This window comes from Thermoanaerobacter uzonensis DSM 18761 (genome assembly GCF_900129115.1).
GTDB lineage: Bacteria > Bacillota > Thermoanaerobacteria > Thermoanaerobacterales > Thermoanaerobacteraceae > Thermoanaerobacter > Thermoanaerobacter uzonensis.
The window spans coordinates 146,161-168,298 of sequence record NZ_FQUR01000009.1; the positions used below are offsets into that span (position 1 = coordinate 146,161).

The following is a 22,138-nucleotide window of genomic DNA, read 5'->3' on the forward strand; positions in this document are numbered from 1 at the left end:
TATTAATTATAACATTAATAAAGCATAAAAAAGAACAACCCCCTTTTAAAAGGGACTGTTCTTTTACAATTATACACAAACCATTTCTTTATTGTATGTTTCTTCTATAAAATCCGAAATAATAGGTCCAATCTTATCTATATCCACCAAAAAAGAGTCATGACCTTGCATTGAAGATATTTCTTCAAATTTGCCACGTCCTCCTGAAGCATTAAGTTTTTTAATGAAATCCCTCATGTACTTAGAAGGAAAAATCATATCTGTATCTATCCCTATCATGAGTATTTCCGCTTTAATCCTTTTAAGTGCCATCTTCAAAGAACCATAAGGCTTCGTAATGTCATGTTCATTCATAGCCCATAAAATATATAAATATGAATTTGCATCAAACCTGTTTATAAAAGACAAACCATGATAGTTGAGGTAATTTTCCACTTCAAAATTGTTTTCATCTCTTAACCTATCAAATCTATAGTCAAATAAATCACCACTTTTGTAGGTTATCATTCCTAGCATTCTGGCAGTGCTCAATCCTTTATCAGGTTTATGGGGCTTATCGTAGTAATCACCACCGTAAAAATGTGGGTCATTTAGTATGCATTGTATTCCTACATGATTATACGCAATATTAAGAGGAGTAAGCTTATAATCAGCAGCTATGACAATAGATTTATCCACTAAATCCGGGTATGTCACTGCCCACTCTAAAGCCTGCATTCCTCCCATAGACCCTCCAATACCGACTTTTATTCGGTCTATGCCAAGATAATCTAGAAGAAGTTTCTGCACTCTCACCATGTCTCTTATATTAATTTTTGGAAACCTTAAACCGTAAGGTTTCCCTGTTTTAGGGTCTATAGAAGAAGGTCCTGTCGTTCCATAACAACTGCCAAGAAAGTTAGAGCATATGACAAAATACTTATCTGTATCAATATACTTGCCCGGACCAATTAAAGGGTCCCACCAGCCAATATTTTTTTTCCCAGGATGTACACCTGCTGCATGGGCACTGCCACTTAAAGCGTGTTCCACAAGTATCACATTATTTTTTTCTTTATTTAATTTCCCATAAGTTTCATAAACAATAGTAAGTTCATCAAAGCTATATCCACTTTCTGTAGTGAATATATTTTTCCCTTTTAGTGTAACCTTTTTTTCCTCAACTATCATTTACATCAACCTTTCCTTATCTATTTTTGCGATGCATAAAGGGCATTATCAAGGTCTTCTAATATATCTTCTATATCCTCAAGCCCTACAGAAAGTCTTATCATATCCTCCGTAACACCAGAAGCTAACTGTTCTTCTTTTGATAACTGCTGATGGGTCGTGCTGGCTGGATGTATAACCAAAGACTTTGCATCCCCTATATTAGCAAGATGAGTAAATAATTTTAAACTCTCTATAAATTTAATGCCTGCTTTTAATCCACCTTTTATGCCAAAAGTCAAAACTCCTCCTTGCCCTCTTGTCAAATACTTTTGTGCCAAAGCATAATAGGGACTTGATTTAAGTCCTGGATAATTTACCCACGAAACGTAGGGATGAGAAGCTAAAAACTCTGCAACTTTTAAAGCATTTTGACTGTGCCTTTCCATCCTAAGAGATAAAGTCTCTAATCCTTGTGCGAATAAAAATGCATTAAATGGACTCAAAGCAGTACCCAAATCCCTTAAAAGCTGCACCCTCGCTTTTACAATATAAGCTGCTTCACCTACATCTTTTACATACCTTATACCATGATAACTTGGATCTGGTTCTGTAAGTTCTGGAAACTTTCCATTGTCCCAATTAAATTTTCCAGAATCTACTATAACTCCACCTATAGAAGTCCCATGACCACCTATAAATTTAGTCGCCGAATGTACCACTATATCAGCCCCAAACTCGATAGGCCGTGCAAGGTAAGGAGTTGCAAAAGTATTATCTACAATGAGAGGAATTCCTGCAGTGTGGGCAATTTCTGCTATTTTTTCAATGTCAGCCACGTCAATTTTTGGATTGCCAATAGTCTCAACGTACAAAGCTTTTGTCTTATCTATTATTTGACTTTTAAAGTTTTCAGGATTGCTGGGGTCCACAAACTTAAAATTTATACCAAACTTTTTCAAAGTAGTCGCAAAAAGGTTATAAGTCCCTCCATAAAGATTGGTAGAAGATACAATCTCGTCTCCTACTCCTGCGATATTAGTAACTGCCAGCGTTATAGCTGCTTGACCTGAAGATACAGCAAGGGCACCTACCCCACCTTCTAATGCAGCTATTCTCTTTTCAAAAACGTCAACTGTGGGGTTCATCATTCGAGTATATATATACCCTTCTTCTTTTAAGGCAAAGAGGTCTGCAGCGTGCTTAGTACTTTTAAAAGCAAAGGAAGAAGTTTGATATATAGGAAGAGCTACAGCTCCCGTAGTTGGGTCAGACTCCCATCCTTCATGAATTGCCAAAGTTGAAAAACCATATTTTTTAGACATACTTATAACTCCTTTCACAAAATTTTTTAAATCACTTCTACAAAATCCTCAAATTTACTTACTTCTTCTGTTATATCCTCTTGCAAAACTTTAAAAATAGTTTTTATCTCGGTTATTTTTTCTAATTTTTCTGTAAATGTCTCAACACTTTTCTTCATTTTAACAATAGCTGTAAATGTGCCGTTTTCATAGGAAGATTCCACAATTGATACTTTTTGTTCTTTTAAAAACTTTAAAACTTTTTTCAAACTTAAAATATTTTCTTTATGAGTTTCAAGCCTTATATAAAAAGTATCTGTAAAACTTCCCTGACGAATTGGAAGAAAGTCTATCCTCTTATTATCTTTGATATCATAGTTTAACAATATATCAATTAAATCTGCCACTACAGCATCCCCTGTAGGAAGTTCTCCAGCACCTTTTCCTACAAAAACATATTCACCAAAACTATCCCCTCTAAGTATGATAGCATTATTTACGTCGTTTATCCTTGACAAAATATTATTTTCTTCGACTAAAACTGGTTCCACTCCTGCAAAGATGCCATCTTTGACTTTTTTGCCCCAGGCAAATAATTTTATTTTATATCCCCACTTATTGATGTAATTTAAATCTTGAGTCGTGATTTCGTCTATTCCTTTTCTGGTTATAGAATTTACTGGCACGTTTATATTGAACACTTTCCTCATTAATATAGCAAGTTTATAAAGGGCATCAAAGCCTTTTACGTCATAATCGGGATTTGCTTCTGCATATCCTAATTGCTGGGCTTCTTTAAGTGCTTCTTTATAACTTCTGCCTTCAGTAGTCATTTTAGTGAGAATATAATTAGTAGTGCCATTTATTATACCGCCTACAAAATCTATTTCATCTGTAATTTTTAATCTATCAATTTGATGCAGTATAGGTATAGCCCCACCTACACTTGCCTCACATTTTAGAAATACTCTATTCTTTTCTGCTATTTCATTTAATTCTTCTCCATGCTTAGCTATCAATTCTTTATTTGCAGTGATTACATGCTTCCCTGAAGCCAAAGCCTCCTTCACATATTCGTAAGCTGGAGAAATGCCTCCTATTGCTTCAATGATTATTTTTATCTCTTTATCTTTCAAAATTTCTTCAGCATTTTGGGTAAGTAGTCCCTCTACTTTCACTTTCCTTGGCTTATTGAGATTTTTCACCAGTATCTTCTTTATCTCAGGATAAACCCCTGTGCTCTCCCTTATATGACCTCCTCTTGAAGTTATCAATTTATATACTCCTGTTCCTACTGTACCAAGTCCTAATAATCCGATTTTTATTTTCATGTCACACCTCCAAATAAATTTTTAGGCCCTCTTCTCAATGAGAAGAGGGCCTAATAATCCGCCACTCCTCTCATCTCTCAGGTTAGACACCCTAACCTGCAGGATTTGGCACCAGACGCATATAAATGCCGGTTGCCGGGTTTCATCGGGCCAGTCCCTCCACCACTCTTGATAAGAGGTTTGTGTGTAATATTTATATTCAATTTTACATGTTGTAATCTATGTTATCACTTTGAAACTGTAAAGTCAAGAACTTTTTTTGTACTCTTTCTTAAATTTTTTCTAAATTTTAATATACGCCGATTTTTTTTAGTGGTATAATAATATTCTAGAATATTTATACCCTATCGATTATAAAAATTTAATATTTGCCACATGGGGTGCCGGCATAAGCGGCTGAGAAAAAGGTGTTGCCTTTTAACCCATTGAACCTGTTAGGTTAGTACCTGCGTAGGGATGTGGTCATCCACCATGGCTATAATCCCCATGGTTTATTTATTTTTTAAGGAGGTTTTTATTATGACACAATTGGAATACGCCCTTTCAGGCATTGTCACAAAAGAGATGAAAACAGTCGCAGAGTATGAAGGAGTAGACGAAGAATTTATTTTAGAAGGAGTTAAAAAAGGAGAAATAGTAATACCATCAAACATTAACCACAAAAACCTCATTCCCAAAGGGATAGGAAGGGGTTTATCGACAAAAATAAATGCCAATATAGGAACCTCTGATGCATACACTGAAATTGACAAAGAAATTGAAAAATTAAATGTTGCTGTAAAAGCTGGAGCAGATGCGGTAATGGATTTAAGCACAGGAGGTGACATTAACCAATCTCGTAGAAAAATACTTGAAAATTCCCCTGTCCCTGTAGGAACTGTCCCCATGTATCAAGCAGCTGTAGAATCTATATCCAAATACGGTAGCATTGTAGCTATGCCTGAAGAATTCATTTTTGAAGTTATAGAAGAACAAGCAAAAGACGGGGTTGATTTTATTACAGTCCACTGTGGTCTAACATTTGAATCATTGAAAAAGCTTAAAGACAACGGCCGAGTGATGGATATAGTAAGCCGCGGTGGCTCCTTTACAATTGCTTGGATGCTCCATAACAACAAAGAAAATCCTTTGTATAAACATTTTGATAGACTCCTTGATATTGCTAAAAAATATGACATAACTCTAAGCTTAGGAGATGGACTGCGTCCAGGTTGTCTTGAAGATGCTACAGACGCAGCACAAATTCAAGAACTTATAATCCTTGGCGAATTGGTAAAGAAATCTCGAGAGGCAGGAGTTCAAGTTATGGTAGAAGGACCTGGGCATGTGCCAATTGACCAAATTGAAGCAAATGTAAAACTTCAAAAACAACTTTGTCACAACGCTCCTTTTTATGTGCTTGGTCCTATTGTGACTGATATAGCTCCTGGTTATGACCACATAACTTCTGCAATCGGAGGAGCAATTGCAGCAGCTTCTGGTGCTGATTTCCTTTGCTATGTTACACCCGCTGAACATCTCGGACTTCCAGACAAAGAAGATGTCAAAGAAGGCGTTATTGCAGCAAAAATAGCTGCCCATGCCGCAGATATCGCAAAAGGCGTAAAAGGTGCTAAAGAAAAAGATTTAACTATGGCTAAAGCCAGAAAAGCCTTAAACTGGAATGAGCAAATAAAGCTTTCTATAGACCCTGATAAAGCTTTTAAATATCGCGTCAATAAAAACATATCTACAGCCAAAACTTGCAGTATGTGCGGAAAATTCTGCGCTATGAAAATTGTCAGTGAGTACCTTGGAACTTCAGCTACGACCTGTTAATATCCTTTTGCCTTCCCCTTGATTTTCTTTACTAATTTCTGCTATAATAAAGGAAAATATCAAGGGGGTATTTTTTATGGAAAAGTGGCAATGCACAGTATGTGGGTACATCTATGATCCAGAAGAAGGAGACCCATCACAAGGAATTGAACCAGGAACTCCTTTTGAAGAATTGCCTGACGATTGGGTTTGTCCTGACTGCGGGGTAGGAAAAGATATGTTTGAAAAAATATGAGAGAGCGATTGCTCTCTTTTTTTATTGATTTTTAATAAGATTCATATTATTATAGTTGTATGAAATCACTATACTCAAACAAAGATATAATTAAACTGTGGAGGGCGTGTAAATTTAATGAGTGAAGGTTTTAGGAGGTTAACTCCTGAAGAAGCTTTAGAAATTATAAAAAAACAACAGCGAGGAAAATTAAAAATATTCTTAGGATATGCTCCTGGTGTTGGAAAAACTTATGCAATGCTCAATGAAGGCAACAGGCGTCTTAAAAGAGGTCAAGATGTAGTAATAGGTTATGTGGAAACTCATGGAAGAAAAGAGACAGAAGCCCAAATAGGAAATTTAGAAATAATCCCTCGAAAAAAAATTGAATACCACGGCATGATATTAGAAGAAATGGATACCGACGCCATAATTGCTCGTAAACCAGAAGTAGTTTTGATAGATGAATTAGCGCATACAAATGCACCTGGCTCTAAACACAAAAAAAGATATGAAGATGTAGAAGAAATTTTAAGTCATGGAATAAATGTAATTACAACACTTAACATCCAACATTTAGAAAGTTTAAATGACGTTATTCAACAAATCACAGGTGTTGCTGTAAGAGAAACAATCCCTGACAGCATAGTCGATAACGCAGATGAAATTGTTGCTGTAGATTTGACTCCTGATGCTTTGCTTAATCGATTAAAAAGAGGAGATATTTATCCAGTAAGCAAGGTCAATGAGTGTCTATCTAACTTTTTTAGAAAAGGAAATTTAAATGCTTTAAGAGAGTTAATGCTAAGACTTACCGCCGAAGAAGTAGATATAGAATTAGAAGAATATATGAAAGAGCATGGAATAACTGATACATGGGAAACAAATGAAAAAATAATGGTGTGCATAACACCAAACCCACTATCTAAAAAGCTTATAAGAAGGGGTGCAAGGAGAGCAAGAAGATTCAAATGTGATTGGGTAGTAGTATATGTAAACTGTACACATTTTCTTGCACCTAAACTTACTGAAAAAGATAAAGAAGTTTTAGAAAGCCATTTTATGTTAGCAAAACAATTAGGGGCAGAAGTCTACACATTGACAGGAAAAAGCGTGTCTGATGAACTTTTAAAATTTGCAAAGCAAATGCACATTACACAAATAATAATAGGGCATTCTCAAAGGTCAAGACTACAAACCTTTTTTAGAGGTTCTACTGTTATAAAGTTAATTAAAAAAGCAAAAAATATAGAAATTCACGTAATACCTTATAAATAACTTCTTCATTACTAAAAGGAGCAGTGAAAAATGGAAAACAAATTTAGAATCTCACTCATAACTTTTTTGTTAATTTTAGCCATAACTATGACAATGGTATTAGTGTTTAACCAACCTCCCTATATACCGCTTTTTATAAGCTATATAATAACCTTTGCTATTGTTTTGATAAACGGTTTTTCGCCTCAAGAACTTATCAATATGTCAATTAAAGGAATTAAAAAAGGTATAAATGTGATGATTATACTCCTTTTGATAGGAGCCCTCGTTGCCTTGTGGAAACAAAATGGAACCCTTCCTGCTCTTATTTACTACGCCTCCCACTTTTTAAAACCACAAGCTTTTTTGTTGGTGTCTTTTATCACAACCTCTATTATCTCAATGATTTTAGGTACAGCCGTAGGAACCGCTAGTACTATTGGAATAGTAATAATGGGACTAGCCCATGGCTTTGGCTATTCTCTTCCAATAGTTGCTGGTGCAGTAATATCCGGTTCTTTTATAGGAGATAGGACTTCTCCCCTTGCAGGAAATGTTATTCTTCTGTCAGATATGGCAGAAATTGGACAATACAATGTACTTAAATCTCTTTTTAAAACTGCGATTCCTACTTTTGTATTAACTGGTTTATTATACTATCTTTTAAGTCTTCACATTAATATTTCTTCGCCTTACACTTTTGACAATCTTGCAGCTATAATTTTGAAAAATTATAAAATAAACTTTTTCTTGTTTTTAGCTCCTATAATGATTATAACTTTGGCTTTTTTCAGGATTTCTACAAAGATAAATCTTTCAATTGCTGTCCTTCTCTCCTACTTTGTCTCTTTACTAAATGGTTATAACCCTACAGATTCTTTAAAAGTCATTATGTTGGGAAATATCTCTAATATTCCAGAATTTAAATCTATCTTTTCAGGAGGAGGTATGATTTCCATCTTCCCAATGATAGGAGTAGTAACCTTTGCTACCGCTCTTTCTGGAATATTAGAAGGAACAGGAATTATAAAAGCAGTTTTTAGAAAAGCCCAAAAAATTAAAAACCCTAAAATTGCCTATTTGGTCACAATGTTATTAAGCACTTTAATGGCAGTAATAACTTGTAATCAAGCTCTTTCTGTAATTTTACCTTCCCGCATAATGCTGGAGGTCTTTAAAAGTCTTAACGTAAAAAATGATATGATGGTAAGAGCAATAGCAGATTCAGGCATGATACTTGCCGGAATAATACCTTGGAACTTAGCAGCAATGCTTCCTTCTGCAGTTTTAGGAGTAAAAGTAATTGATTACCTTCCCTATGCTTATTTAAATCTATTATTCCCTATATTATCAATACTTACCGTGTTTATAGAAAGTAATAAGCAATATAGCAATGCTACAACAGAAGAATTTTGAAGAGTGTTAAAGCTAAGACTTTTTCATTCCGATTCTATTTGTAAAAAAAAGAATAAAATCCTGCTTTTTATGTTAAAAGAAGCAATATGACAAAACTTTATCAATTCTTATTGCAAAAAGTAAAAAAATATATCAATATTATAATAGATAGCGCATTCATCTTAAAAACTCGGAGGGAGACATTATGGATGTAATTGAATTAGCTGCTCATTTGATGGCATTATCAGCGAGAACAGCACCTAAAGCAACTGGAAAAGACTTTATAGAAACAAAAGTAATTACAGGTGAAGACCTCATAAGGTTAAAAGAGGATATGATAAAATATGGTGAAGAATCCGGAAAGAAAAATTTTGACAGGGATGCTAAAAACGTCGCTAACTCCAGTGCAGTACTTTTAATTTCATTAAGTAAACCAGAAAAAGTTGGACTAAATTGTGGCGCCTGCGGTTATAATCTTTGCACTAGTCTAAGGGATTTTAGAGAAGGTACAGAATTCGCAGGTCCTATATGTGCATGGAGACTCATCGATTTAGGAATAGCAGTGGGATCTGCAGTTAAAACCGCCAGTCTTTTGAATGTGGATAACCGAGTTATGTATAGAATAGGTGTAAGTGCAAGAAGGCTAAAATTAATTGAAGGAGAAATTGTTATAGGCATTCCTCTTTCTGCGACAGGTAAAAACATATATTTTGACAGATAAAAATGCCAGGACTAACCTGGCGTTTCAGTTTGTCGACAAAGAACCAAAAATTATTTAAAGTATATATTTTACATCGTTGCTCCGAAGTTCCAAAGCGACAAAGCTAAAGCACGACTTTCGGATTACGGCGTGGTACCGGGCACATTCGACGTCCTGTCTCAAGTGCCCGCCTCCGCCCTCCTTGGCTTCGGCCCCTCCTCCATCCTCAGTCTTGCTAAGCTTTGTTAGCACTTTGTCACAAGTCGCAACTTATGTAAAATATCTACTTTGCGAAAGTTTGTCATCAGTCTGAAACGTCAGAACTAACCTGGCGTTTTTTAAAATGACTTAGCCGTTTTTACAATGTCCTCCGCTGTCAAACCATAATGTCTTAAAAGCTCTTTAGGTGAACCGGATTGTCCAAATTCATCTCTTATCCCAATTCTCTTTATTTTCACTGGATATTCCTCTGAAAGAACCTCTGCTACTGCCGAACCAAGCCCGCCTATTATGCTGTGCTCTTCTGCTGTTATAACTTTGCCCGTCTTTTTAGCTACTTCTACTATTAAATCTTTGTCTATCGGCTTTATGGTGTGGATGTTCACCACTGTCGCATCTATTCCCTCTTCCTTTAGTTTATCTGCTGCTTCAATCGCTATGGCTACCATTATCCCTGTCGCTATTATCGCTACGTCTTTTCCTTCTCTTATTACTTCACCTTTCCCTAATTCAAATTTGTAGTTTTGATCGTGTATATCTGGTACTGCCATCCTCCCTAGCCTTATGTATACTGGCCCATAGTGATCTGCCGCCGCAAATATGGCCTGTCTCGTCTCTTCTGCATCCGCCGGGTTTATTACCACCATCCCAGGTATTCCTCTCATAAGGGATATATCCTCTATTGATTGGTGGGTCGCTCCGTCTTCTCCTACTGTTATGCCAGCATGGGTAGCTGCTATTTTTACGTTTAAGTGCGGATAACCTATGGAGTTTCTTACTTGTTCGTATGCTCTTCCTGTTGCAAATATGGCAAAGGTACTGGCAAAAGGAATTTTCCCACAGGTAGCAAGTCCTGCTGCTGTTACCATCATGTCTTGCTCTGATATTCCCATGTTAAAGAATCTATCTGGATATACTTTTTGAAAATCTGCTGTTTTTGTAGATTTTGATAAGTCTGCGTCTAATACTACTATATTTTTGTTTTTTGCGCCTAATTCTACTAAGGCTTTCCCATAGGCTTCTCTTGTCGCTGTAGCCATTTATACTTCACTCCCTTCAAGTTCTTGTATAGCTTTTTGTCTTTGTTCTTCGTTAGGCGCACTGCCATGCCATCCTACTTGATTTTCCATGAAGGATACGCCTTTCCCTTTTATTGTATGAGCTATTATCAATGTAGGTCTTCCTTTTGTAGCTTTTGCTTCTTCTATGGCCCTGTCTATTTGGTCAAAGTCGTGGCCGTCTATTTCTATTACGTGCCATCCAAAAGCTTTAAATTTTTCATTTACTGGTTCTATGTTTTTTACTTCTCTGTTTGGACCATCTATTTGTAAGCCGTTAAAGTCAAGTATTGCTGTTAAGTTGTCCAATTTGTAATGGGCTGCTGTCATAGCTGCTTCCCATATTTGCCCTTCCTGCAATTCTCCATCTCCTAATATTACATAAACTCTATAATCCTTTTTATCTAGCTTCCCTGCTAATGCCATACCATTCGCAGCAGAGAGCCCTTGCCCTAATGACCCTGTGGTCATATCAAGTCCCGGTGTGGATTTCATATCGGGATGCCCTTGAAGTATTGAGCCAAGCTTTCTTAAAGTTTTTAACTCTTCTTTTGGGAAAAACCCTTTTTCAGCTAATACAGCATACAAGGCAGGAGCTGCATGACCTTTTGATAAAACGAGTCTATCCCTATCTTCCCATTTGGGATTGTCAGGCTTTACATTCATTTTGTCAAAATAGAGTAGCGTTAAAATATCTGTACAGGATAATGACCCCCCAGGATGGCCAGATCCTGCTTCTGCTAACATGTTTATGATGTCTATTCTCACTTCTTTTGCCTTTTGTTTTAAAAATTCTTTGTTCATACTAATACCTCCATTTTACATGTTTTTAAATCCTTCTCCTAAAACTTCATGGGCTGTTGATAATATCACGAAAGCGTTGGGGTCTATTCTTTTCACAAGGCTTCTTAAAGTTGTAACTTCTCTACGAGTTACAACACACAATAAAACATTTTTGTCCTTTTTTGAATAACCCCCTCTTCCTTTTAGTTCTGTTACCCCCCTTTCCATCTCCTCCAATATTGACTTACTAATTTCCTCATACTTATCAGAAATAATTATAGCAATTCTCTCATCGCCACTACCTTCTTGCATGAGGTCAATAACTTTGATGGAAATAAATTCAGTAGCTAATGCGTAAAGGGCAAGTTCCGGACTAAAAACTATGCCTGCTAAAGTTATTATTACAAAGTCTATTATAAGCAATATTCTACCCACACTTAAAAAGTGTATGTATTTATGCAAGGTCATAGCAGCCATGTCTGTTCCACCAGTTGTTGCTCCATATTTTATCACAATGCCTAACCCTACACCCATTATTATACCACCATATACTGCTGCTAACATAGTATCATGGGTAAGTGGTTTTAAAAAAGCCAATGCATCAATAGAAACACCTAATAAAATAGTTGAATAAAGTGTTTTAGCTCCAAAACCTGTTCCTAAAGCTTTAGTCGAAATGATAAAAAGCGGAATATTTATTGCCAATGTAACTGCTCCAATTGGCCATCCAAACAAATGTTGTAGAACAACTGCAAGTCCACTTACTCCACCAGGAGCAATTTTGTTAGGTGCCAAGAATAGGTCAAGGGACAAACTAACAAGTAATGTGCCTATCGTAACCCAGAAAAAGTCTATTATTATTTTCTTAAGTGAAACTTTCATAATACATCCCCTTATCGCATGTCAACTTTCCCTTTGTGTAACAAAACTTTCAGAGCAAATTTAGGAAGTGCCATCATCCTTTTATATCTCCAAGGTTCTTTAATTAACCTGTATAGCCACTCTAAGCCTAATTTTCTATATAAATAAGGAGCCCTTTTAGCCTTTCCAGCTATTACATCAAAACTTCCTCCTACCCCCATTGCTATCTTTACTTTTAATTTGTTTCTGTTTTTATATATCCATTTCTCTTGTTTAGGAGCACCTAAAGCCACAAAAAGAACTTCTGCACCCTTATTATTTATCTCTTCTATGATTTTATTTTCTTCCTCATCAGTAAAATAGCCATGATGAGTTCCTACTATTTTCACACTCGGATATAATTTTTCTAAATTGACACGAGCTTGTTCTGCAATTTGAGGAGCTGATCCTAATAGATAAATTTTTATATTTCTAGAAGATATATCCTTTATAAATTCCATCATAAGGTCAAAACCTGCTACTCTCTCAGACAGCGGATTTTTAAAAACTTTTGAAGCAAAAACAATACCACTTCCATCTGGGACATTTAAATCAGTATTATTTAATATTTCCATATATTCTTTATCTTTCTGTGCCATCATTACAATTTCCGCATTAGGTGTTGCAACAATGTGCAGTCTGTCTTCTTGCAAAAAATTTTTTAAAATCTCTACAGCTTGTTTCATCGTCACTCGATCTATTGGTACCCCAAATATATCCAATCTTTCCATCTTCACACCTCAAATTTATTATGTTCGAATAATATGTCAAAATTCTTTTTTGCTCTTTCTTTTAGTTCATCTAAACGCTTAGACATATTATTTATATACTCTTCTTTTTGCTGTAAAATTGAATTTACTTTTTTTAGAATATTTTCGGCAGTAAAAGAATTAATATCTCCTGCACTGCTTTCACCAACAGATTTTAGAAAACCCTCCACCTTAGGGTCATAAGATATACCAACAAATGGAACTAAGGATATAAACGCAAAGATTAAAGAATGCAGTCTTACACCTATCAATAAGCTACTACCTTTAATAATATTCAAAATCTCTTCTATCTCGTATTCCCCAGTTAAAATTTCATAAGGCGTTTTCATATAAGTAGCAACCCTATCGCTCTCTTCTATATCTTCGTGATAAAAAGGAAGAAAAACAATCTTATATCCATAATCCTGGGCAATTAAATCTGCAGCCCTTGCCAACTCAACCCTTGATAATTCAGAATTTTCCCATTCTCTTGTACAAATCAAAACATATTCTGAGGAATTTAAATCAATTCCTTCTTTTTCGCGGACTTTATCAAAAACTTTTTTGTCATCACTACAAGGAAAGTTTAGCACAAGATCTGCTGCTACCACTATATGTTTTCTGACATTTAGCTGTTTCAAATATTCTTTTGATAATTCATCTCTTACAGCTATCCCATCAATTTTATTTAAAATTTTTGCAGTAAGCCATCTGTTAAATTTTTTATCAACTGGACCAATGCCTTGTCCTATAACATATACTTTTTTTCTAAGAAATTTCCCTATAAGCATTATTCCGAGATAATACCACAAACTCTTACTACTGGTCTTATCTTGTATAAGACTACCACCGCCACTTAACAATGCATCTGCCTGCTTTAGCGCTTTGTATATTTTTTTAAAAGAGTTTCTATTTACTGCTTTTACCTGGTACTTTTTGTTAGTTTCATCAGGTTTATTAGAAAGAACTGTTATATCAGTTAATCCTCTTTCTTTTAAACCTTCTACCAGACATTTTAGAACAGCTTCATCCCCAATATTATCAAATCCGTAATAGCCGGATATGACTGTTTTCATATCAATACTCCCTTTTTATATTTTTTAAGACCTTGTCCACTATAAATACAACAACCATACCAATTAAAGCTCCCAATATCCATGCAATAACTGTACGCTCTATCGCAATCGTAAGCACACTTTCAATATGACTAAATGTATTGACAATCGACAATATGCCTATCGAAGCAAATATCCCCATAATAAATGTCCACGCTTTTGAGCGTTTAAAAGCAGCATAAATTCCCAATATAATAGCAGGGTCTCCTATTAAAAACTCCTTCGTCCGAGGTCTTGCTACAAGAGTATGCTCAAGAAAATCTCTAAATTTAAGCTCTAATTCTGTCGGCTTAACAATAGGTTCATTTCCCGTCCTTGAAATGTATATAATTCCAATAATCCCTGCTATAACAATAGCCACCAAATGCCATACTTTTATGTCTATGTTTAAAAATTCCTTTACTCTCCCTATAAACGTCTTCCAGTCATTAGCATTGTATATCTTTATAATATAGTACAAAACATAAAACACTAAAGGTAGTACAAAAGAAAATTTTACACCCCTAAAGTAGTCAATTTTTAACATATATTTACTATCAGCCATTATAGCTGCTATACTAAGAGCTCCCACAAAAGCAATCAATAATGAATTGATAAATATTTTTAAAGAGGTATATGTAAAACTGAGATTTTCCCTTTTGTGCAATATTTCTCTCGTTTTGTCTATAAAATATCCTATGCCAAGAGAAGGAAAAATTATAGAAGAAGCTAATGCTACTACTTTGACCCCTAAATCGTTAAATCTACTTGCCAACACTAAAAAAGTCAGTATAGCGCCTAATAATCCTAATAAAATTAACACATATTCTCCAATTCCTAACATCTGTAAAAGCAACAAGCCACCAGCAATAACTCCTAAACTTATGAGTATTTCCGTAAGCGTTGACTGATGAAGCTCCAAAAGAGGCTTAGCAACACCAACATTTAATCCAGCTTTTTTTATGTATTTTGTCATATCTTCAATCATAGATTGATTTTGTTGTATGTTGTAAGCAGCACTTTTGGAATTATCTATTTTTGCTCTCATATAAATAATTCTCACATTTCGCTCTATTATTCCTCTGTACCATTTATTTACTATTTCAGAAGTATCGTATTTTTGAGTTTCTGCTTCTGAAACTCCAAAGACTTTTATCCCCCTATAATCATCGAACTTAGCAAATTTATTCATTCCATCTTGAAGTTTTTTCCCCATAGGCACATCTATAATTCCTACGTTTATGCCATTTTTCTTAAATAAAGAAGCAGCATAAGATATTTTTTCTGGATTTCCTAAGACATCAGTACCATTAAAAATTACAGTTTTTACATCAAATTTCTTCAATATATCAACATAGTCTTTTATATCTTTATCCTTTATCCCAGTAAAATTCTCAATTCGCGGTATCACATCAAAGCCTAAAGACTTTACCATTTCTAAATCGCTTTCATCAAATCCCAACCCCTTTGTTATAAAAACATCTTTGGGTTTATTGATAACAAAGGCATAGCTACCTCTCTTTTCAAGCACTTTTAATTCGTCTTCAGGTATTCTTCTCGTTAAAGCCTCTTTAAGAAAATTGAATATCTTTACATCTTTTGTTGTAACAACTATGTAGTTTCCATACTGCTCCCTTTCCTTATCTGTAAGACTCTTTAAGTAGTCTTCCAATGCTACATTCCCTAAGTTTGAAGACAACAAATAAAGATTTCCTACGTCTTTTAAAAGGCTCAAAGAAATTTTACCAGACTGTTGAAGGCTTTCAAGAGTAACCTCATTTACAGCAACACCTATAAGACCAGCTGATTTCATATCAGAAAGCACAGAAGTCAAGTCTCTGCCTGTTGCAGAAGCAAGGTATTTGAAGCTTTTTAAATCTCCTACAATTTCTACTGTATCATAGTTGTTTTCTACTCTTATTCTGTTTATGTCTACGAAAATAGATACTACTAAAGAAATAGCAATAAATATTACAAGTATTTTCTTTAGCTTCAAATTAATCTCTCCTTTATATTTGCTTTTGTAACATATCGATATTTAAAAGGGTAACTACTCATATTATATCACAAAAATTTCTTTAGAGCATGAAAAAACAGCGCAAAGCGCTGTTAATTTTTTGTATATTTACCCATCACAGCTATGTATGTGTGTTTTGTCGCTTTTATACCTCTGCCATCACAGCGTGGGAAAAGCAAAAGGTGATTAGCAGGTATAATATCATTATTTTTTAAATTTGTACCTGCAGTAAGGTCCGCTACTCCATCAGTTTTTGTAACAATTACTGCTGAATTTGCAATTCTGACTATCGCTTGTGTGCCACCCTCCATAGTTAAAACTTCGCCAGCATTTAATTCAATTACTTCATAGCTTGCTCCTGCATTTACCTCTTTTAGCTTATCATCAACATAAGCTTTTACCTGATTATACTGCGAATCAACATAGCTTTTACTGACAAGAGGGTCTTGCTGACTTCCTGGTTCAGGATTTTGATCAGCATACCCTACACTCAAAGCCACTAAAATCACAACAAACGCCAATATAAGCGCATAAACTTTTTTCATTTGTTCTTCCTCCTATAATTCCCTCTTCCATTTCTATTTTATAAAAAAACAAATGCTGTTTCAACAAAAAAATAAGAACTTATCCTAAAAGATAAGTCCTTAAAAATCAATCAGCCCTAAACTTATTTGCAAAGCTTCATTGACTTTCTCCATCATTTCCTGATCAAAATGGCCAATTTTTTCTCTTAAACGTTTTTTGTCAATAGTCCTGATTTGTTCTAACAATACTACAGAATCTTTGTTAAGGCCATATTCTGCCCCATTTATTTCAACATGAGTGGGCAATTTGGCTTTGTTGATCTGAGATGTAATTGCCGCTACTATTACTGTTGGACTATATTTATTACCAATATCATTTTGAACTATAAGTACAGGCCGAATTCCGCCCTGTTCAGAGCCTATTACAGGGCTTAAATCGGCATAAAAAATGTCTCCCCTCTTTATCACCATAGTCAATCACACTTTTTCAATTTCATTTCATATCCTGTAAAACATTCGTTTTCTGCGGTTAGGCCCATTTCCGCAAGTTCACTGTTAATTGCTGCCATCTCAAGATATCCCTTTTTCATGCTCTCACGTATTTGAATTTTTTTCTTCTCGCGTATATATAATTTCATCGCTTCTCTTATAAATTCACTGCGATTCCTGTTTTCCATAGCGGCAAGGACATCAACTTCTTCTAATAAACTTTGCGGCAAGCTTACAAGTATTCGCTTTGTTTCGCCCACTTTTAGGACCTCCTTACGCACTTATATAATTTATTATATATTACTATATATAATGATGTCAATGATTTGTAAATTTTATACTATAAAAGTCAAATTTTTAAATAATTTTTTACCTCAATTACCTCTCCTTTGTAAATATATATTCGAGGTACCCTTCTAGATATTCCACAATATACTTCATAAGGTATAGTATTTAATTTTTTAGCAATCTCCTCTGCTGCTATTTTTTCTCCATCTTGGTTTCCAAAAATAGTTACATCATCCCCTACTTCTACTCCTTCTATATCGGTGATATCTATCATCGTTTGGTCCATACAAATTCTCCCAATTACAGGAGCATATTTTCCTTTTACTAAGACATGATGATTATTAGAGAGTAATCTATTAAAGCCATCAGCGTACCCTACAGGCAATGTAGCAATTTTGCTTTTTCTTTTAGTAATAAAAGTCCTTCCATAACTAATGGAAGTACCTTCAGGTACTTCTTTTATATACACTATTTTAGTTTTAAGCCCCATAGTCTGTCTTAAATCCAATGGTCTTTCAACTTTTTCTGAAGGGTAACTACCGTATAGAATTATTCCTGGCCTTACCATGTCTAAATAAGTATATTTAAGGTCAATAATTGCTCCACTGTTAGCTATATGCTTTAAAGGAATGTTTATCCCTTTTTGCTTTAAGCTTTCTAACAATTTCTTGAACATATCAAACTGTTTTTCAGCGTATGTTTTATCTTTTTCATCAGAAGTAGCAAAATGACTAAATATGCCTTCTACCTCTACCCCTTCCATTCCCATCATTTTTTCTATCTCTTTTTCAGCTACATTTAAATCTGTATATCCTATCCGTCCCATCCCTGTATCAATTTTTACATGAACTTTAGCCTTCTTACCCACATTTAAGGCAATTCTTTCTAACTCTTTAACATAGTTTATATCAAAAACAGTTTGAGTTATATTGTGCACAATTAATTCTTTGACCTGAGTTAAAGGCGTATATCCAAAAACGAGTATGGGAATATTAATTCCGCATTCCCTTAATTCTAACGCTTCTTCTATTGTAGCTACTCCCAAATAAGAAATCCCATTTTCTATTAAAACCTTTGCCACTTGACAAGCTCCATGACCATAAGCATTGGCTTTCACTACCCCCATTATTTTTGCTTTCTTGCTCACCCATCGCTTTACTTCACTCAAATTATGCACTATATTATCCAAATATATTTCTGCTCTTGTTGGCCTTATATTGTCAAACATTAAAAATCCCCCTTGTTTTTCACCTCAAGGATTTTATCACTTTAAGTATCTCCTCTTCATTCAAATCCCCGGTTACTGTAATTTTTACTTGCATACCATTTACCATCGTAGTATACTCCTTTTCCCCATTGTCTTTTTCTTTATAATACACTCCTTCACTCAAAAGAACTCCCTTTTCATTAACTATTTTGTTTTGGTCAACCACAGTTTCAAAAATTTCTATCAAATTCTTACCCGAAGTATACACAAAAGTAACTCCATTATTTTCATTAACATTCACTAATACATTTAAAAGTTTAAAGCCTTGTGGTAAATACACAGGCATTACAGGATTTATGCCACAATATTTATAAACCTCTTTTGCATCTATTTCTATTACTGTAGAATTTAAAAGATTCCCCGCTAACGTCATTACGCTATCCTTAGTAAATAACTTGTCATTTATCTCAGGATTATATTTAAAATCCTTATAAATAATTTTTGAAAAAATTTCATTATTGATATCAAAAATTGTCAATTCTTTAGGTGCCAAATCCTCTTTAGAAAAAGCCATTTGTTCTTTGTACATGAAAATATTTTTATCCAAAATGGGAACTGTTATTAAATAAAATTTATCCATCTCTCTTTTTTCTACTTCTCCAGCTGAATTAATATAGTTTTTTATAAAAGAAGTAATCATCGAATACAAAGGAATCTCTTCTGTATTTTCTGCTACAAAAACTTGATTCACCTTTGCAAAATACACATAACTTCTTTTGCCGTCATATACAATAATTTTATCCGGACTCCCACTTTCTTTTAAAACTTCTAATCGAAATTTACCTTTTTTGTAAAATTGCACAACTGCAAATTTGTTATCTATCTTGTTGTTATAAAGCTCTACAATTGCTGTGACAGTATAACTTTCTAATTTATCTAATTGTTCTTTAATAGAAATAAAAGGATCTTTAACTTTTTTTGTTTTTACTCCACACCCTGAAAGAAGAAAAATAAGCACAAAAACAATTACAAAAAAGCTCTTTTTCAAGAACTCTCACCCTCTTATAAACCACATTTAAGAGCCTCTGGAATGTCCTCAAGGATATCCATCGCTGTCATTCCATACTCTTCCACATATTCTTTAGCAATATCTCCTGCCTTCCCATGATAAAACACCCCATAAATTGCCGCTTTTTCTTCGCTAAATCCTTGAGCCAAAAAAGCCGCAATCATCCCTGTTAGAACGTCTCCACTGCCAGCAGTTGCCATCCCGGGATTGCCTGTGCTATTTATATATATGCTTCCTTCTTTTGTCGCTATTACAGTTTTAGCACCTTTAAGTACAAGTGTCACTTTGTACCTATCAATAAAAGTTTTTGCTACTTCAAAAAGATTATTCTTAATCTCATCAATCGTGAGGCCTGTCAATCTTGACATTTCCCCATAATGGGGAGTTAGAATAATTTTTTTACCTTGTATAACTTCCAATCTTCCTACCAAAGCATTGAGAGCATCAGCATCTAAAACTACAGGCTTATCCGTATTTTTTACAATGTCATATACCAATTGTGGAATATCTCTATCATGAGTCAGCCCTGGTCCTATAGCAATAGCATCACTTTCCTCTATTAACTTAAGTACACTGCTTAAAGCATCGTAGGATAAAATACCATTTTTCTCAGCTAATCCATAGGTTATAACCTCATAAAGTCCTCCTTGAATTACAGATTGCACACTTTGTGGAACCACTAATTTCACCAATCCGCAACCTGCCTTAATAGCGCTTTTAGCACACAAATATGCGGCCCCTGTCATATTTTTTGAACCAGCTATAATCAAAGCTTTACCATAATCACCTTTATGAGTATTTCCATGACGTTTTGGAAGCTTTACATCCTCTGAAGTCACAAGGTTATAATTATAACCTACCTCTGCTGCTAACCGGTAAGGAATCCCTATTTCAGCAACACGAACTTCTCCTGCATAATCGGCACCCGGATACACTAATAAGCCTGGCTTTAGAAATTGCATGGTAACTGTTTTAGTAGCCCTAACAGCGCATCCTTCTACTTTACCTGTATCAGCATTTAATCCAGAAGGAACATCGACAGATACCACAATTTTATTGGCTTGGTTTATCATTTCTATAATCTCTTTTGTTATGCCGCTTATTTCTCCTTTAAGCCCAATTCCGTAAATTGCGTCCACAATCACATCGCTGTCTTTAATAGTTTTTTCTAAAAATTTCAGATGTTCTCTTTGAATAATTTCCGCTACATAAATTCCCATATTTATGATTGCATCTAAATTTACTTTTGCATCCCCTGAAATAGCACCTAAACTTGTAGTTAAAAATACTTTTACATCGATTCCCCAATTATAAAGATTTCTAGCTACTACATAACCATCTCCACCATTATTCCCCTTCCCCGATATAACTATTACAGAGTTTAAATTCCCCTCCTCTAAAATCTTTTTTACCTCTAGCGCTGTTTCTCTTCCCGCATTCTCCATTAAACCTATAGAAGGAATTCCTATTTTTTCTATAGCTATTTTTTCAACTTCTCTCATCTGTTTTGATGTCAGCACTATCACTTTTTTCACCTCCAATAGCAATAGCACAGCTTATAGCATAGGTCTTTGTATGAGAAATAGACAGCTTTATATCCTTTATTCCCTTTTTGTCTGCAATATTTTTAGCCTTCCCCTTTAAAATTACGGCAGGGGCTCCTTTTTCATTGTGACATATTTCAATATCTTTCCAGCTAAAACCGCTGATACCTGTTCCTAAGACTTTTGAGATGCTTTCTTTTGCTGAAAAAAAACCTGCTATATGAGGTAATTTCATCCTTTTACTCTTAAAATACTCTATCTCTCTTTGAGTAAATAACCGTTCCAAAAATTTAGAATTTGCATCAAAAGCTTTTTTTATCCTTTCAACTTCTACAATATCCGTTCCCACAAACAGTTCCATATATGTAGTTCCTCCAATTATCCTAATTACATTATATTATTTCTCTATTAATTCACAAAATCCTTCAAAAAAATAAAAGAAGGCATGACACCTTCTTAAATAGCAACCTTACACAATTTAGCTTGTCTATCATAGTCACTTATATAATCTTCACACATATCGTCAATTACTTCATACAGATGAACAGGCGATACTGTCATTTCTTTAAAGAATTGTGCTAGCTTGTCCACTTTTTCAAAGTAAGGGCTTATATTTATCACTTTTTCTTCTATTATTTCAATTTTCTCCTTTTCTCCATCAAAAATTTCTTGAAGAATTTTGATCCCATACGACGGCAATTTTACTTCCTCCTTTCCGTTAAAAACACTTATTTCTGACATGACCACTGTGTAGTGAGTAGTTATGTTTCTCCTTGCTTCCTCCCTTGTCGATATGTACTCGCTCACTTTCCTGTAATACATTTTACTATCCCCTCCAATTTATTTTTTAAGATTAATTATTAACTTACAATACATATTAATATATTCTATTTTTTTCTAAAAAATCCTTTATTTTTTTGAAAATTTTTTATCGACAGAAAAGACACTTTTTTTACTTTAGCAAACATTTAACAAGTCTATGTAAAACTATTTGGTGTTTTTGCAATATCGAAAATTGTAAATTATTCT

At 34.5% G+C, this 22,138-nt stretch carries 22 protein-coding genes and 2 riboswitches; of the genes, 5 read left to right on the plus strand and 17 right to left on the minus strand.

Annotation, left to right across the window (positions count from 1 at the left end; all coding sequences use genetic code 11):
• Positions 1–69 precede the first annotated feature (69 nt).
• The 3 genes from metX to BUB32_RS05325 are packed head-to-tail and all read right to left on the minus strand — an operon-like array spanning position 70 to position 3,784.
• Complete coding sequence (metX, locus tag BUB32_RS05315; RefSeq protein ID WP_072968104.1) at positions 70–1,170, minus strand: homoserine O-acetyltransferase MetX; 1,101 nt, start codon at positions 1,168–1,170, stop codon at positions 70–72.
• Between the two features lie 20 nt (positions 1,171–1,190).
• On the minus strand, positions 1,191–2,474 hold the full coding sequence (locus BUB32_RS05320; RefSeq protein ID WP_072968105.1) for a homocysteine synthase: 1,284 nt from the start codon (positions 2,472–2,474) through the stop codon (positions 1,191–1,193).
• Positions 2,475–2,500: 26 nt separating this feature from the next.
• A complete protein-coding gene (locus BUB32_RS05325) occupies positions 2,501–3,784 on the minus strand; it encodes a homoserine dehydrogenase (protein ID WP_072968107.1) in 1,284 nt (427 codons plus the stop codon).
• Positions 3,785–3,851: 67 nt separating this feature from the next.
• Positions 3,852–3,962, minus strand: a riboswitch (SAM riboswitch).
• A gap of 188 nt (positions 3,963–4,150) precedes the next feature.
• Positions 4,151–4,258, plus strand: a riboswitch (TPP riboswitch).
• Between the two features lie 45 nt (positions 4,259–4,303).
• Here BUB32_RS05325 and thiC point away from each other — a divergent pair.
• From thiC to BUB32_RS05350, 5 genes are all read left to right on the plus strand, one after another.
• Complete coding sequence (thiC, locus tag BUB32_RS05330) at positions 4,304–5,602, plus strand: phosphomethylpyrimidine synthase ThiC (protein WP_072968109.1); 1,299 nt, start codon at positions 4,304–4,306, stop codon at positions 5,600–5,602.
• Between the two features lie 76 nt (positions 5,603–5,678).
• A complete protein-coding gene (gene rd / locus BUB32_RS05335) occupies positions 5,679–5,837 on the plus strand; it encodes a rubredoxin (protein WP_042833773.1) in 159 nt (52 codons plus the stop codon).
• A 117-nt stretch (positions 5,838–5,954) separates the two neighbouring features.
• Entirely contained in the window at positions 5,955–7,094 is a 1,140-nt protein-coding gene (locus tag BUB32_RS05340; protein ID WP_072968111.1) for a universal stress protein, read from the plus strand.
• A gap of 30 nt (positions 7,095–7,124) precedes the next feature.
• Positions 7,125–8,489: a Na+/H+ antiporter NhaC family protein gene (locus tag BUB32_RS05345; RefSeq protein WP_072968113.1), complete on the plus strand. Its 1,365-nt coding sequence runs from the start codon at positions 7,125–7,127 to the stop codon at positions 8,487–8,489.
• A 184-nt stretch (positions 8,490–8,673) separates the two neighbouring features.
• A complete protein-coding gene (locus BUB32_RS05350; protein WP_072968115.1) occupies positions 8,674–9,189 on the plus strand; it encodes a ferredoxin domain-containing protein in 516 nt (171 codons plus the stop codon).
• A 317-nt stretch (positions 9,190–9,506) separates the two neighbouring features.
• Here the strand turns inward: BUB32_RS05350 and BUB32_RS05355 are convergent, their stop codons facing one another.
• From BUB32_RS05355 to BUB32_RS05420, 14 genes are all read right to left on the minus strand, one after another.
• Positions 9,507–10,427, minus strand: coding sequence for a transketolase family protein (locus tag BUB32_RS05355; RefSeq protein ID WP_072968117.1), 921 nt, complete (start codon positions 10,425–10,427; stop codon positions 9,507–9,509).
• Positions 10,428–11,249 carry a transketolase gene (locus BUB32_RS05360; protein WP_072968119.1) on the minus strand — a complete coding sequence of 274 codons (822 nt, stop codon included), beginning with the start codon at positions 11,247–11,249 and terminating at the stop codon, positions 10,428–10,430. It abuts the gene before it with no gap.
• Positions 11,250–11,264: 15 nt separating this feature from the next.
• Positions 11,265–12,110 (minus strand): YitT family protein, encoded by an 846-nt coding sequence (locus tag BUB32_RS05365; RefSeq protein ID WP_042833779.1) that lies wholly within the window; start codon positions 12,108–12,110, stop codon positions 11,265–11,267.
• 11 nt (positions 12,111–12,121) lie between these two features.
• Complete coding sequence (locus BUB32_RS05370; RefSeq protein ID WP_072968121.1) at positions 12,122–12,859, minus strand: WecB/TagA/CpsF family glycosyltransferase; 738 nt, start codon at positions 12,857–12,859, stop codon at positions 12,122–12,124.
• Positions 12,860–12,861: 2 nt separating this feature from the next.
• Positions 12,862–13,953 carry a polysaccharide pyruvyl transferase CsaB gene (gene csaB, locus BUB32_RS05375; protein WP_072968123.1) on the minus strand — a complete coding sequence of 364 codons (1,092 nt, stop codon included), beginning with the start codon at positions 13,951–13,953 and terminating at the stop codon, positions 12,862–12,864.
• Between the two features lies 1 nt (position 13,954).
• A complete protein-coding gene (locus BUB32_RS05380; RefSeq protein ID WP_072968125.1) occupies positions 13,955–15,967 on the minus strand; it encodes a DUF5693 family protein in 2,013 nt (670 codons plus the stop codon).
• Positions 15,968–16,080: 113 nt separating this feature from the next.
• Positions 16,081–16,533 carry a hypothetical protein gene (locus tag BUB32_RS05385; protein WP_072968127.1) on the minus strand — a complete coding sequence of 151 codons (453 nt, stop codon included), beginning with the start codon at positions 16,531–16,533 and terminating at the stop codon, positions 16,081–16,083.
• 99 nt (positions 16,534–16,632) lie between these two features.
• A complete protein-coding gene (locus BUB32_RS05390; RefSeq protein ID WP_072968129.1) occupies positions 16,633–16,983 on the minus strand; it encodes a type II toxin-antitoxin system PemK/MazF family toxin in 351 nt (116 codons plus the stop codon).
• 2 nt (positions 16,984–16,985) lie between these two features.
• Positions 16,986–17,261 carry a CopG family ribbon-helix-helix protein gene (locus tag BUB32_RS05395; RefSeq protein ID WP_003867471.1) on the minus strand — a complete coding sequence of 92 codons (276 nt, stop codon included), beginning with the start codon at positions 17,259–17,261 and terminating at the stop codon, positions 16,986–16,988.
• An 89-nt stretch (positions 17,262–17,350) separates the two neighbouring features.
• Entirely contained in the window at positions 17,351–18,517 is a 1,167-nt protein-coding gene (alr, locus tag BUB32_RS05400; RefSeq protein ID WP_072968131.1) for an alanine racemase, read from the minus strand.
• 19 nt (positions 18,518–18,536) lie between these two features.
• Positions 18,537–19,544 carry a LolA family protein gene (locus BUB32_RS05405; protein ID WP_072968133.1) on the minus strand — a complete coding sequence of 336 codons (1,008 nt, stop codon included), beginning with the start codon at positions 19,542–19,544 and terminating at the stop codon, positions 18,537–18,539.
• A gap of 14 nt (positions 19,545–19,558) precedes the next feature.
• Complete coding sequence (locus BUB32_RS05410; RefSeq protein ID WP_072968135.1) at positions 19,559–21,091, minus strand: bifunctional ADP-dependent NAD(P)H-hydrate dehydratase/NAD(P)H-hydrate epimerase; 1,533 nt, start codon at positions 21,089–21,091, stop codon at positions 19,559–19,561.
• Positions 21,054–21,470, minus strand: coding sequence for a holo-ACP synthase (gene acpS / locus BUB32_RS05415; protein WP_072968137.1), 417 nt, complete (start codon positions 21,468–21,470; stop codon positions 21,054–21,056). The genes BUB32_RS05410 and acpS overlap by 38 nt, the downstream gene beginning before the upstream one ends.
• Before the next feature lie 95 nt (positions 21,471–21,565).
• The gene (locus tag BUB32_RS05420; protein WP_072968139.1) at positions 21,566–21,931 is read right to left on the minus strand and encodes a DUF6514 family protein; all 366 of its coding nucleotides are present in this window, start codon (positions 21,929–21,931) and stop codon (positions 21,566–21,568) included.
• Between the last annotated feature and the right edge of the window lie 207 nt (positions 21,932–22,138).

Excerpts from the sequence above, each read along its gene's own strand:
- rd (WP_042833773.1), top strand. The coding sequence starts at position 5,679 with ATGGAAAAGTGGCAATGCACAGTATGTGGGTACATCTATGATCCAGAA.
- alr (WP_072968131.1), bottom strand. The coding sequence starts at position 18,517 with ATGTTTGACAATATAAGGCCAACAAGAGCAGAAATATATTTGGATAAT.
- metX (WP_072968104.1), bottom strand. The coding sequence starts at position 1,170 with ATGATAGTTGAGGAAAAAAAGGTTACACTAAAAGGGAAAAATATATTC.
- BUB32_RS05385 (WP_072968127.1), bottom strand. The coding sequence starts at position 16,533 with ATGAAAAAAGTTTATGCGCTTATATTGGCGTTTGTTGTGATTTTAGTG.
- BUB32_RS05420 (WP_072968139.1), bottom strand. The coding sequence starts at position 21,931 with ATGTATTACAGGAAAGTGAGCGAGTACATATCGACAAGGGAGGAAGCA.
- BUB32_RS05370 (WP_072968121.1), bottom strand. The coding sequence starts at position 12,859 with ATGGAAAGATTGGATATATTTGGGGTACCAATAGATCGAGTGACGATG.
- acpS (WP_072968137.1), bottom strand. The coding sequence starts at position 21,470 with ATGGAACTGTTTGTGGGAACGGATATTGTAGAAGTTGAAAGGATAAAA.
- BUB32_RS05345 (WP_072968113.1), top strand. The coding sequence starts at position 7,125 with ATGGAAAACAAATTTAGAATCTCACTCATAACTTTTTTGTTAATTTTA.
- BUB32_RS05320 (WP_072968105.1), bottom strand. The coding sequence starts at position 2,474 with ATGTCTAAAAAATATGGTTTTTCAACTTTGGCAATTCATGAAGGATGG.
- BUB32_RS05355 (WP_072968117.1), bottom strand. The coding sequence starts at position 10,427 with ATGGCTACAGCGACAAGAGAAGCCTATGGGAAAGCCTTAGTAGAATTA.
- BUB32_RS05390 (WP_072968129.1), bottom strand. The coding sequence starts at position 16,983 with ATGGTGATAAAGAGGGGAGACATTTTTTATGCCGATTTAAGCCCTGTA.
- BUB32_RS05325 (WP_072968107.1), bottom strand. The coding sequence starts at position 3,784 with ATGAAAATAAAAATCGGATTATTAGGACTTGGTACAGTAGGAACAGGA.
- BUB32_RS05365 (WP_042833779.1), bottom strand. The coding sequence starts at position 12,110 with ATGAAAGTTTCACTTAAGAAAATAATAATAGACTTTTTCTGGGTTACG.
- BUB32_RS05360 (WP_072968119.1), bottom strand. The coding sequence starts at position 11,249 with ATGAACAAAGAATTTTTAAAACAAAAGGCAAAAGAAGTGAGAATAGAC.
- thiC (WP_072968109.1), top strand. The coding sequence starts at position 4,304 with ATGACACAATTGGAATACGCCCTTTCAGGCATTGTCACAAAAGAGATG.
- BUB32_RS05340 (WP_072968111.1), top strand. The coding sequence starts at position 5,955 with ATGAGTGAAGGTTTTAGGAGGTTAACTCCTGAAGAAGCTTTAGAAATT.
- BUB32_RS05350 (WP_072968115.1), top strand. The coding sequence starts at position 8,674 with ATGGATGTAATTGAATTAGCTGCTCATTTGATGGCATTATCAGCGAGA.
- csaB (WP_072968123.1), bottom strand. The coding sequence starts at position 13,953 with ATGAAAACAGTCATATCCGGCTATTACGGATTTGATAATATTGGGGAT.